This is a genomic window from Gilliamella sp. GillExp13 (assembly GCF_001690815.1).
GTDB lineage: Bacteria > Pseudomonadota > Gammaproteobacteria > Enterobacterales > Orbaceae > Gilliamella > Gilliamella bombi.
On sequence record NZ_LZHJ01000155.1, the window covers coordinates 1 to 11922 of the forward strand.

Sequence of the window (11922 nt, forward strand, 5' to 3'; positions counted from 1 at the left end):
GGTACAATCGGCCACGTTGACCACGGTAAAACAACTTTAACTGCTGCAATTACAGCTGTACTTGCTAAAAAATACGGCGGTCAAGCTCGTGCATTCGATCAAATCGATAACGCACCAGAAGAAAAAGCACGTGGTATTACCATCAACACTTCACACGTTGAATACGATACACCAACTCGTCACTACGCACACGTAGACTGCCCAGGCCATGCTGACTATGTTAAAAACATGATCACTGGTGCGGCACAAATGGACGGTGCTATCTTAGTAGTAGCAGCAACAGATGGTCCTATGCCACAAACTCGTGAACACATCCTTTTAGGTCGTCAAGTAGGTGTTCCTTACATCATCGTATTCTTAAATAAATGTGATATGGTTGATGACGAAGAATTATTAGAATTAGTTGAAATGGAAGTACGTGAACTTCTATCTCAATATGATTTCCCAGGTGATGATACACCAGTCATTCGTGGTTCTGCGCTTAAAGCGTTAGAAGGCGATGCAGCATGGGAAGACAAAATTGTTGAATTAGCAGAAGCATTAGATAGCTATATTCCAGAGCCAGAGCGTGATATCGACAAACCATTCCTATTACCAATTGAAGACGTATTCTCAATTTCAGGACGTGGTACAGTAGTAACTGGTCGTGTTGAACGCGGTGTAATCAAAGTTGGTGAAGAAGTTGAAATTGTTGGTATCAAGCCAACCACTAAAACAACTTGTACTGGTGTTGAAATGTTCCGTAAATTACTTGACGAAGGTCGTGCAGGTGAAAACGTTGGTGTATTACTACGTGGTACAAAACGTGAAGAAATCGAACGTGGTCAAGTACTTGCAAAACCAGGTTCAATCACTCCACATACTGATTTTGAATCAGAAGTGTATATTTTAAGCAAAGATGAAGGTGGTCGTCACACTCCATTCTTCAAAGGTTACCGTCCACAGTTCTACTTCCGTACAACTGACGTAACAGGTACTATCGAATTACCAGAAGGTGTAGAAATGGTAATGCCTGGAGATAACATCAAAATGACAGTATCATTAATTCACCCAATCGCAATGGCAGACGGCTTACGTTTTGCGATTCGTGAAGGTGGTCGTACTGTTGGTGCGGGTGTTGTTGCTAGAGTTATTAAATAATCTAGTATTAGCTACCAATAGAAAGGGTATCAATAGATGCCCTTTCTTATCTAGTCTGTTTAGCAAAATGTTTTTGATAAAAGAGCATTTTGGAAAATAGATATTACTATAAATAACATAATTATGGGTTTTATATGCTAGTAAGTAACGAGAGTCAAGATTCAAATACTATTCTAGACAAATTTAAATGGTGTTTAGTTTTAGTATTGATTGCATTTGTTGTTTGGGGAAATTTTTATTTTGCTGAACCAAATGATATATATCAACCTAATACAATCGTTCGGATTATTGCAGTTGTTGTAATTTCGTTATTAACGCTGTTAATTGCGATTACAACAAACATGGGTAAGTCATTTTTGTTATTTTTACAAGAATCTAGAAAAGAATTAAGAAAAGTTGTATGGCCAACACGTAAAGAAACAGCACAAACAACTTTACTTGTTGCAGCTATTACACTTTTTGTTGGTTTAGCGCTTTGGGGGATGGATACAGTATTCCGTTTAGTCATCTTTTATTTAACATCAATAGGGCGTTAATATGAGCGAAACACAACAAAAGCGATGGTATGTTATTCAAGCTTATTCTGGGTATGAAGCGAGGGTTGCACAATCATTACGTGAATACATCAAATTACATAATATGGAAGATGCATTTGGTGAAGTTTTAGTACCCACTGAAGAAGTTGTTGAAATGAAAAGTGGTCAACGCCGTAAAAGTGAACGTAAATTCTTTCCAGGTTATGTGCTAGTTGAAATGATGATGAATGATGCGACTTGGCATTTAGTAAAAAGTGTACCAAGAACAATGGGCTTTATTGGTGGTACTTCGGATCGACCAGCGCCTATTAGCCAACGTGAAGTTGATGCTATCATGAATCGTTTACAACAAATAGGTGATAAACCACGCCCTAAAACACTATTTGAACCAGGTGAGCTTGTTCGTGTTAACGAAGGTCCATTTGCTGACTTTAATGGTGTAGTTGAAGAAGTTGATTACGAAAAAAGCCGCTTGAAAGTATCGGTTTCTATTTTTGGACGTTCAACGCCTGTAGAACTAGATTTTAGTCAAGTTGAAAAGAGCTAATCTTTTGATATAGTTTTTCACTGAATTAGCTGTATCTTTTACAAAACCACAAGAGTCTATCTTGTGGTTTTTGTTTTTATGAAAGAAATATAATGCCTTTCGAGAATTTGAAAATAATAGTTCTATTTCTAATATATTTTATTAAAGTGAGTCACCAAGGTAGATAAAACCACTATCGGATCATAATTTAATTTATTATTAATATAATACAGGCAATCTATTCTTTTTTAGGTTTTTTTATTATTTTACCCATATCAAAGTGATATCCCAACCAATAGTTAGGCCAACGTGCTTCGATTCTTATATTATTAACTATTAAAGCAACCATGACTAATAAAACCGAACCTATAAGTACTGGTGTTATCAAGAATGAATAGTCAGTAATTCCAGACATCATGATTAGAATAGGGTTTGCACCAGCTGGAGCGTGAACTACACGTAGTAACTGCATCAATGCGATAGATGTCCCAACTGCTAATGCTATCGGTATAATTCCATTACTAAATAAATTAATGAACAATACACCTATAAAAGACGAAATAAAATGCCCTCCTATAACACTTCTTGGTTGTGCTAATGGAGATTTAGGTGCAGCAAATAACAAGACGCATGTTGCACCAAATGGAGCCATAATTGCTAATGTATCTCCCCACTGAGTGATTACGAGCAAAGTTAAAATCCCTAAAGCACCCCCAATAAATCCTCTCAATATAGCTACTGCGTTAGGTTTAGGTGACATCACCTCTCCTACTTTTAATTTTTCTAGCATAAATCTCTCCTGTTTGGTTAATGTGGGATTTTAATAAAACTAGTAAGTCTATTAAGTAAACTATATCGTTTACTTAATGTATATTTATTAACTATAAGGGTTAAATGTTATTTATAATTAACTATATTAGAGTTGTTGTGATAGAATCAAAAATATTCTAGCAATTACAAATAATAAAAAATGAAATTGAAGCCTGAAATTGTTGATATGATACTTGCTGCGGCTGAATCGCTGTTTAATGAATATGGTTATCATCCTGTTAGTTTAGAGCTTATTGCAGAAAATGCAGGTGTATCAAAAAGAACATTATATAAATATTTTGGTGACAAAAATGGGCTTGTAAGTAAAGTGTTACTTAGGCGGAATGATTGTTTTAAAAAATCACTTACAGATGTTATCGCTGTTTTTTCTGAAAAAAAAGACAAAATCAATGCAATTATTTCATGGCATATAAAATGGTTTAAGAATGATAATTACCGTGGTTGTATGTTTGTACGAGCCAAGTCTGAATATAACAATAAAAGCGAAGAAATATGCGCTATTGTTAGTGAACATAAAAAGTGGATTCAAGATAGGATTTTTGAATGTCTAGGAGGCACAAAGTCATGTGAACAAGCATCTTGCCTAATTATGTTAATACTTGAAGGTATGATATCTTGCACATCCGTTTTTGGTATTGAGGGATATGATTTTGAACAGGCAAAAATGTACATCTATGATATCGTCGATAACATTGGCGAGGATAACCTATGAATTTAAATAGCTGGCTTATAGACAATGGATAGCCATTACCTCAAGCCTATTAACCGAAATGATCAATTTAATCTAAGTTAAACGATTCCAATTGTTGTTGTAATTCTAACCATTGTAGTTCTGTTTCCTCTAATTGATTTTTAAGTTGGCTTTGCTCTAGTAACAAAGTTGTAAGTTCGTTTTTTTTGCTCGCATCATAGATTGCAGGATCAGACAGTTGTTCTTCAATTTGCTTTAATTGATGGGTTAATTTATCAAGCATCTGTTCTTCTTTTTGTAACTGTTTTTTTATTGGCTGCATTTGTGCACGTAATTCAGCTTGTTTACGTTTTTGCTCTTTACGATATTGAGCTGATATATTACTTGTATTTTCTTTTTTGGGTGAATTTATTTCGTCATTTGATTGGTTATCATCTTTTTGTGCTTCGGCTAACCATTTTTGATAATCATCAAGATCGCCGTCAAATGGTTCAACTTTATGAGCATGGACTAAATAGAATTCATCGGTGGTCGAACGCAACAAATGGCGATCATGTGACACCACCACTAATGCACCATCAAAATCAATCAATGCCTCAGTTAGAGCTTGTCGCATATCTAAGTCTAAATGATTGGTTGGCTCGTCTAATAAAAGAAGATTTGGTTTTTGCCAGACAATTAAAGCTAAAACAAGTCGCGCCTTTTCACCACCCGAGAAAGTTTTAACTGGCTCGGTGACTTTGTCGCCTTGAAAATCAAATCCACCTAAATAATTACGTAGTTCTTGCTCTGTATTTTTCGGTTCGGCAAGTTGCGTTAAATGCCAAAGTGGTGACTCATCGGGGCGTAGATATTCTAATTGATGTTGAGCAAAATAGCCTAATTGAACACCTTTAGCGAGATTAATATGGCCTTCTTTAGGTGCAAGTTCTCCGGCCAGTAATTTAATCAGTGTTGATTTCCCAGCACCATTGCGTCCTAATAAGCCAATGCGTGAACCAAGGACTAAATTAAGCTTAATTTTTTCTAGTATAATTTTATCATCATAACTCGCTACAACTTTTTCCATCCTTAACAAAGGACTTGGTAAGAATTCAGATGGCTTAAAATTAAAATGAAATGGATTATCAACATGAGCAGGTGCAATCAGTTCCATTCTTTCTAGCATTTTTATACGGCTTTGTGCCTGTTTAGCTTTTGTTGCTTTGGCTCTAAAGCGATCGATATAATTTTGTAAGTGTGCAACTTTGAGTTGTTGGCTTTCATAAAGAGACTGTTGTTGAGCAAGTTTAGTTGAACGTTGGATCTCAAAGGAGGAATAATTGCCCGTATATTCAAATAAACTTTTTTGTTCAATATGAATAATTTTATTGACTAAAGGATCTAAAAAATTACGGTCGTGAGAAATTAAGATTAAAGTTCCTTGATAGTTGCTTAGCCATTTTTCAAGCCAGATGACAGCATCTAAATCAAGGTGATTGGTTGGTTCATCAAGCAATAATAAATCAGAACGACACATTAACGCTTGTGCCAAATTCAATCGCATTCGCCAACCACCAGAATAGGATTTAACGGGTGACATTAATTGCTCATTAGAAAACCCCAATCCATGTAATAATGTTGCAGCTCGTGCACGAATTGTCCATGCATCTATGGTATCAAGCTTTTCATGAATGACCGCAATTTGTTGACCATTATTTTGCTCATTGGCAATATTTAACTGCTTTTCTAATTGACGATATTCACGATCACCATCAATAGCATATTCAATCGCTGGGATATCTAATGCAGGTGTTTCTTGATTGACCCAAGCAAGTTGCCATTGCGATGGTATACTTAACGTGCCGGCATCAGCTTGAATTTCACCTTTAATTAGTGAAAACAGCGTCGATTTTCCGCAACCATTTTTACCTACTAACCCAACTTTTTGTTGAGGATTAATGGTTGCTGATGCATTATCTAAAAGCAAGTTAACGCCTCGGCGCACTTGGATTGAATCAAAAATTATCATGATATTTTTGTCTATTGTTCAAAATAAAGTAGGTTAATAAAAATTGTTTTAATCATCTAAAATCAGGAACGTTATAAAACAATCAATTTAAACAAAAAAGCCCTTTGTTGAAACGAAAAGGGCTTAAATTTAATTATTCAATAGGACTATTTCTTAATTGCTGATAAAGCACGACGGATAAAGAACGTACATATACCAACAAAAACAAAAAGCCCTAAAAGTTGTGGTAACATACCTAAATCGAGCGGTATTGCGAGTGGAGCATCATTTCCGCCATTGGTGATGCTAATCACAATTACAATAGCCAATAACACGCCAACTAAGCTCTCGCCAACAATCAGGCCCGATGCAATTAGCGCCGCTTTACGATCAACTTTTTGGTATTGTTCTTCTGGATCTAAATTTTGCGCTTGGGCTTTTTTGTACGCATTACGTTTAATTATCCATGATAAAAAAGTACCAATAATAATTGGTGTTGTAATGCTTGGCGGTAAATAAATGCCTAACCCAACAGCAAGAGCAGGTATGCGAAAATTAGATTTATTTTGGGCAAGAATTAAATCAACAATAATAATAGCAGCACCTAAAGCAAGTCCTATTAAAATCATCGTCCAGTCAAGTTGATGAGCAAAAATTCCCTTAGCAATTGTTGTCATCAATGTTGCTTGTGGTGCAGCTAAAACTTGGCTTACATCCATATCTTGGCGAGGTAAAGCGCCAGTAAAGCCATAAGCGTTATATAAAATCTCTAAAATAGGCGCAATAACAATTGCACCAACAACACAACCAAGTAATAATGCGACTTGTTGTTTCCAAGGGGTAGCATTAACCAAATGACCTGTTTTTAGGTCTTGTAAATTATCATTTGAAATACAAGCGATCGCCAATACAGCACTGGTTGTAAAGAGAGCAAGTGCGGTTGCAAAATTAGAACCTTCAATAGAAGATAGGATACCATTAGCTTCGCCTAAACCTAATAAGATCAATGAAATGACTACCACAGCAACAATTGCTATTCCTGATATTGGGCTTGCTGATGAGCCAACAAGTCCAGCCATATAACCACAAGCGGCAGCCACTAAAAAACCCATAATAAAAGCAAATAATACAGCGCAAAAAACTAATGTCCAAGCGACGCCTGCTGATAACCCACTATTGTCAATGAAGCTATAAAAAGTCACTAACAAAATAGCTAACATACTGCCCATAATGACTAAAATAGTTTTAGGTGATAAATCCCGCTCGGTTGATGCAATATCACTGTCAGACGCATCTGAACGCATACTTTTAAACGAGATTTTTAACCCTTCGGCCATCGGTTTGATTAACGTGAGTAATGTCCAAACGGCTGCAATTGCGATTACCCCTGCACCAATAAAACGAATATCTTTTGCCCAAAATCCCATAGTAACTTCAGATAACGGTTGACTAGTATCATAATCGATAATTGCACTTAAAATTGGAACGCCAAATACCCAACCAATAATAGTACCAATTAAAATAGCAATTCCAGACATAATTCCGATTAAATAACCAGCACTAAGTAAAGCTAATGAGAACCCCATAGGCAGTTGAAAAATAGACTTACCAGCAGTAAACCAATAAGCAGTGCTTTCTGATAACGCACGAAAACCATTAGTAAAAAGGCTAACAATCGATGCAATCACGCCACCAAATAAAATATCTTTTAGCCCATCATTAGCCTCATTATTATCAGTTTTAGAACCAGCCTTTAAAATTTCAGCGGCAGCCACACCTTCAGGATAAGGTAAATTACTTTTAACAACCATTACATGACGTAAAGGAATTGAAAATAAAACCCCAAGCATTCCGCCTGCGGCACATATTGCAAAGGTTAGCCAAAAAGGAAAGTGTTGCCAATAACCAATCATTAACAACCCTGGTAGCATAAAAATAATTGAAGATAAAGTGCCCGCTGCTGATGCCTGAGTTTGCACCATATTATTCTCTAAAATAGTTGAACCTGAAAACAGTTTCAATACAGCCATTGAAATTACTGCAGCAGGGATTGCTGACGAAAAAGTTAATCCAACTTTTAAGCCAAGATAAACATTTGATGCAGTAAAAATAACAGTAATAAGAGCGCCGAGAATGGTACCTCTTAAAGTAAGCTCGCGTAAATTATTCATATTGTTTAATAACGTTAAATTAATAAGCAGGTATTATATACTTAATTCACATTTATCGGCTAGAAGTTCCGTATTTAGGGCTATTTTTACAATTTATATTATTATTTTTGGTGAAATAATTATCAATAATAGCAAAATATATAAGCGCCAATGTTTAAAAGAGTAACCGTTTTGCTATGAAACCATTTACAATAGTTCAATCAATGATTGATTTATGAGAGATATTTTGAACGCATTACGACGCTTACAAGCCATAACCGAACAACTTCGTGATCCTGTTAATGGTTGTCAATGGGATCGGCAACAAACTTTTGCATCACTAAAATCGTATACTTTAGAAGAAACCTATGAAGTTTTAGATGCAATTGATAAACAAGACATGGATGAGCTAAAAAAAGAACTTGGTGATCTACTATTTCACATTGTCTTTTATGCTGATTTAGCCCAAGAACAAGGAAGCTTTAATTTTGATGAGATTTGTTTATCGGTTGTAGATAAATTAGTTTATCGTCATCCTCATATTTTTACTGAAAAAAAGAATGAAAAAACTAACTGGGAACAACTTAAACAAAAAGAACGAGACCAAAAAGCGCAATACTCATTGCTTGACGATATACCCCAAGCAATACCAGCGTTAATGCAAGCAGAAAAAATTCAAAAGCGTTGTGCCTCGGTTGGTTTTGATTGGCATGATATAAAACCTGTGCTTGATAAAGTAAAAGAAGAAATTGGCGAAGTCGAGCAAGAATTAGAACGCACTAAACAAGATCCACAAAAAATTGAGGAAGAACTTGGTGATTTATTGTTTGCGACCGTCAATTTAGCTAGACATTTAAAGGTTAAATCAGAACTCTGTTTACAGCAAGCCAATAAAAAATTTACCCGACGATTTCAACAAGTAGAATCGATACTCAAACAAAAAAACTTATCTTTAATTGATGCAACGCTTGAACAAATGGAAGACGCGTGGCAAAGTGTTAAGCAATTAGAACAGATTAAACTCAATAGCGAAGTGAATAAAAATGACTGAACAAAAAAATGAATTATATCAAGAGATCGAAGCATGGGCACAAAATGCGATATTAAATAGTCCAAAATGGAGCATTAATCAGCTCGATTACTCTGAAAAAAGTATTACGGTTGTTGAAATGATCATCAGTGAACTGGCTGAAAAAAACTTTAGCATTCCAGAAGAACAACTCAACATGATATCGCAAGAATACGGATGTTATTTATTGCTCACCGCCCATAAAATATACGGAGGTGAATTTTATTGGAACGAAGAATTTCAACAACCCATGTTAATTTGCTGTGAACCTGATGCCATGATAGTCCTCATGACATGGAACAAAGTAAAAGGACGATTAGTAGGGGATAAAGCCGATCATATTGCTTATTTCTTAGATGAATTTGGCAAAGCTACTTTTCAACCCGAAAAAGGCACTCATGTGGTTTATTTGTAATAAAAATAATCATTCTTAAAATTCTTTACCAATAAAACTAAGCAAGTAGATAAATATTAACAAACTTTATATTATTGAATTAGATGGAGATTGAAAGTGAATTACAAACTTTATATAGGTAATAAAAACTATTCAACGTGGTCTATGCGCCCTTGGGTTGTAATGAAACACTTTGGTATTCCTTTTGATGAAAAGTTTGTTAGATTTGATAACCTTGACGATAAATCTGCTTTTAAAGCAACAGTATCCTCAATATCAAAATATGGTACAGTACCAATTTTAGTTGATAATGATGTGGTGATATCTGATTCTTTGGCTATTTGTGAATACTTGGCTGAAAAACATCCCAACTTAGCTTTATGGCCGATAGATACTAAAAAAAGAGCTAATGCTCGCAGTTTAGTGGCTAAAATGCATTCAGGATTTTCTGCTATTAGAAGACATTTACCAATGAATATTGAAGCTGAGTTTTTCGAAATTGGGCAAATTATTTTACGTGATCATGCTGATGTCAAAAATGAAATTTCTCTTGTTGATGAATTATTATCTTCTTTCTTAAATTTTAATTTACCTCAATCTAACTACTTATTTGGTGAATTTACTATTGCTGATGCTTTCTATGCACCAATGTGTTTAAGGCTAAAAAATTTCGGTATCAAAACATCGGCAACGTTAACCAACTACATTAACACTATTTGTCAAACTCATAGTGTTAAAGAATGGATAAGTGAGGCAATGCAAGAAAAAGATTTTATTGTGGTGGATGAACCTTATCGTCTACACCGTTAATTAACAAATTCTAAGATATTTTTAAATTACTCGTGTGATAGCCTCGAATCTTTGAGGCTAAACAGATACTTTGTACACTAAAAGCAACGTTATTACTGTCTAAATAACTTAATTATTCATAAATAGTTGTTAATCGAGAAAATCTTGTTCTTAATGAAATATAATCTTTTGAAAAATAATTAAATTTAATTTCTATCTCTTGGTTTATTAATTTAAATTTCATAATAACATAAGGATGAAAATCAAATTTAATAGTAAAATGAGGATGAGAATTAAATTTAGCAGAGAATAAATCATCATAATTAAGCCTTGATACAATTTTATTTGCATCTTTATCTGTAAAACAAATTTGTTTGTTCATTCGATCAAAATACATAAAATTCTCGTAGGTTTTATCGCAATAAAAATTTGAACGCACAAACTCATCTTTAAACTCACTTTTAAAAATTGTAATATGTTTATTAATAATAATATTTGTGTATTTAATAAATACCAGATAGTAAGCTAAAACGCCAATAATGATAAATGTGAGTCCAATATAATAATTTTTGAATAAAAAACTGCAAAAAGAAAAGGCCCCCAAAAGTGGCAAACATCCGCCAGCAATAAATCTTGTAATTGAAAATAACATCTATATCTCCTTTGTATTATGTGTAAATTATACCTGGATTCAAACATGAAGTGTAATTTTAAACACGGTAGGGTTTAGAACATTTTGGTCTTTTACGCAAGTTAATAATATCAGTGATATTGTCCAAATTAGGTTATTTTATGCAAAATTTCATAACGCCTAGCGACACCTCCCTGATTGAAATACTAAACAGTTTCAGTTATCGACAGTCGATAATGTGCAAAAAAATTCCTTATCCCTAAAGTTGAATTATTTTCATCTTTACATTTCTTTACAAAAAAGTTCGTCAAAAAACTAGCCAACAATTTTTAAAATGGTTATACTTTCATCGCTATAGAAAACATGCTTATTAAATAAGCAAATAATCATAAAAAATTAAATAAAACAAATAATTACTTGACAGGTAAACCATGATACATTACCATTTTAGGCACAAGGCTTGGCAAACCTATGTCTTAAGTTTATCAAATAATCTTATTCGACGAGTTTTTACACGAAACTTATTTATACCTTCCAAATTATTTCTCAACGAATTATCGAAATTATCGCTCAAATTACCTAAAACAGCTTTGCTAGTATCAGCACTGTTATTGTCATTGTCATGGAATGTACAGGCGAATGGTAAAAAGGCTCGAGCGGGTAATCGTAGTGATGCAATAATATGGTATGTCCACACTTTTTAGTACCAAAAAGATAAGGTCATCGATTTCTTTTGTATTCAATCGGCGACTGGTAATTTAATGTTGAATGAAGTCGATTATAATTAAACCAATCCACATAGTGATTAAATTCCAATTTAAGTTGCGCCAGTGAATCAAAAATAGTATTTGACACAAATTCTGTTTTCACTGCTTTGAATGTGCTTTCTGCAATTGCGTTATCATAGGGGCAGCCTTTGCGACTTAAAGACCGTTTAATTCCAAATGCTGTTAAACATTCATCAATCAAATGATTATCAAACTCTTTTCCTCTATCAGAATGAAACAACTCAATCGTCTGTAAGTTCATTGGAATTTGACTCATAGCTTGCATGACCAGTGCCGCTGTTTTATGCCTGCCAGCACTTCGCCCCACTATTTCTCGATTACTGATATCAACAATTACACAAAGGTAGTGCCAACGTTGTTTAACCCTTACATAGGTTAAATCGGTCA

The 11922-nt window shown here is 34.4% G+C and carries 13 protein-coding genes; 8 read left to right on the plus strand and 5 right to left on the minus strand.

From position 1 onward, the window contains the following. From tuf to nusG, 3 genes are all read left to right on the plus strand, one after another. On the plus strand, positions 1 to 1140 hold a 1140-nt coding region (gene tuf / locus A9G37_RS10980; RefSeq protein ID WP_065575520.1), incomplete at its 5' end, for an elongation factor Tu. A 134-nt stretch (positions 1141 to 1274) separates the two neighbouring features. Then, positions 1275 to 1676 (plus strand): preprotein translocase subunit SecE, encoded by a 402-nt coding sequence (gene secE / locus A9G37_RS10985; protein WP_034913628.1) that lies wholly within the window; start codon positions 1275 to 1277, stop codon positions 1674 to 1676. A gap of 1 nt (position 1677) precedes the next feature. Continuing rightward, positions 1678 to 2223, plus strand: coding sequence for a transcription termination/antitermination protein NusG (nusG, locus tag A9G37_RS10990; RefSeq protein WP_034913625.1), 546 nt, complete (start codon positions 1678 to 1680; stop codon positions 2221 to 2223). Between the two features lie 217 nt (positions 2224 to 2440). On the opposite strand, the gene A9G37_RS10995 is transcribed toward nusG, so the two are convergent. Further along, complete coding sequence (locus A9G37_RS10995; RefSeq protein ID WP_065575521.1) at positions 2441 to 2992, minus strand: HPP family protein; 552 nt, start codon at positions 2990 to 2992, stop codon at positions 2441 to 2443. 180 nt (positions 2993 to 3172) lie between these two features. On the opposite strand from A9G37_RS10995, the gene A9G37_RS11000 reads away from it, so the two are divergent. Continuing rightward, positions 3173 to 3745, plus strand: a complete 573-nt coding sequence (locus A9G37_RS11000; RefSeq protein WP_065560458.1) for a TetR/AcrR family transcriptional regulator — start codon at positions 3173 to 3175, stop codon at positions 3743 to 3745. A gap of 67 nt (positions 3746 to 3812) precedes the next feature. Here the strand turns inward: A9G37_RS11000 and A9G37_RS11005 are convergent, their stop codons facing one another. Continuing rightward, positions 3813 to 5735, minus strand: a complete 1923-nt coding sequence (locus A9G37_RS11005) for an ABC transporter ATP-binding protein (protein WP_065575522.1) — start codon at positions 5733 to 5735, stop codon at positions 3813 to 3815. Between the two features lie 146 nt (positions 5736 to 5881). Continuing rightward, positions 5882 to 7909 carry an OPT family oligopeptide transporter gene (locus A9G37_RS11010; RefSeq protein ID WP_442903151.1) on the minus strand — a complete coding sequence of 676 codons (2028 nt, stop codon included), beginning with the start codon at positions 7907 to 7909 and terminating at the stop codon, positions 5882 to 5884. A 190-nt stretch (positions 7910 to 8099) separates the two neighbouring features. On the opposite strand from A9G37_RS11010, the gene mazG reads away from it, so the two are divergent. The 3 genes from mazG to A9G37_RS11025 all read left to right on the plus strand — a co-directional run bounded on the left by mazG (position 8100) and on the right by A9G37_RS11025 (position 10137). Beyond that, a complete protein-coding gene (mazG, locus tag A9G37_RS11015; RefSeq protein ID WP_065575524.1) occupies positions 8100 to 8915 on the plus strand; it encodes a nucleoside triphosphate pyrophosphohydrolase in 816 nt (271 codons plus the stop codon). After that, a complete protein-coding gene (locus A9G37_RS11020; RefSeq protein ID WP_034913613.1) occupies positions 8908 to 9348 on the plus strand; it encodes a hypothetical protein in 441 nt (146 codons plus the stop codon). The genes mazG and A9G37_RS11020 overlap by 8 nt, the downstream gene beginning before the upstream one ends. Before the next feature lie 96 nt (positions 9349 to 9444). Continuing rightward, on the plus strand, positions 9445 to 10137 hold the full coding sequence (locus tag A9G37_RS11025) for a glutathione S-transferase family protein (RefSeq protein ID WP_218059374.1): 693 nt from the start codon (positions 9445 to 9447) through the stop codon (positions 10135 to 10137). Positions 10138 to 10249: 112 nt separating this feature from the next. Here A9G37_RS11025 and A9G37_RS11030 read toward each other — a convergent pair whose 3' ends face one another. After that, a complete protein-coding gene (locus A9G37_RS11030) occupies positions 10250 to 10768 on the minus strand; it encodes a hypothetical protein (RefSeq protein WP_065575525.1) in 519 nt (172 codons plus the stop codon). 410 nt (positions 10769 to 11178) lie between these two features. Here A9G37_RS11030 and A9G37_RS12650 point away from each other — a divergent pair, with 410 nt between their 5' ends. After that, a complete protein-coding gene (locus tag A9G37_RS12650; protein ID WP_141671193.1) occupies positions 11179 to 11451 on the plus strand; it encodes a hypothetical protein in 273 nt (90 codons plus the stop codon). Positions 11452 to 11467: 16 nt separating this feature from the next. Here A9G37_RS12650 and A9G37_RS11035 read toward each other — a convergent pair. Next, positions 11468 to 11922 (minus strand): IS3 family transposase (locus tag A9G37_RS11035; protein ID WP_141671194.1); only part of this gene is annotated, 455 nt, incomplete at its 5' end.

Coding starts and splice junctions, on each gene's coding strand:
- secE (WP_034913628.1), top strand. CDS start 1,275: ATGCTAGTAAGTAACGAGAGTCAAGATTCAAATACTATTCTAGACAAA.
- nusG (WP_034913625.1), top strand. CDS start 1,678: ATGAGCGAAACACAACAAAAGCGATGGTATGTTATTCAAGCTTATTCT.
- A9G37_RS10995 (WP_065575521.1), bottom strand. CDS start 2,992: ATGCTAGAAAAATTAAAAGTAGGAGAGGTGATGTCACCTAAACCTAAC.
- A9G37_RS11000 (WP_065560458.1), top strand. CDS start 3,173: ATGAAATTGAAGCCTGAAATTGTTGATATGATACTTGCTGCGGCTGAA.
- A9G37_RS11005 (WP_065575522.1), bottom strand. CDS start 5,735: ATGATAATTTTTGATTCAATCCAAGTGCGCCGAGGCGTTAACTTGCTT.
- mazG (WP_065575524.1), top strand. CDS start 8,100: ATGAGAGATATTTTGAACGCATTACGACGCTTACAAGCCATAACCGAA.
- A9G37_RS11020 (WP_034913613.1), top strand. CDS start 8,908: ATGACTGAACAAAAAAATGAATTATATCAAGAGATCGAAGCATGGGCA.
- A9G37_RS11030 (WP_065575525.1), bottom strand. CDS start 10,768: ATGTTATTTTCAATTACAAGATTTATTGCTGGCGGATGTTTGCCACTT.
- A9G37_RS12650 (WP_141671193.1), top strand. CDS start 11,179: ATGATACATTACCATTTTAGGCACAAGGCTTGGCAAACCTATGTCTTA.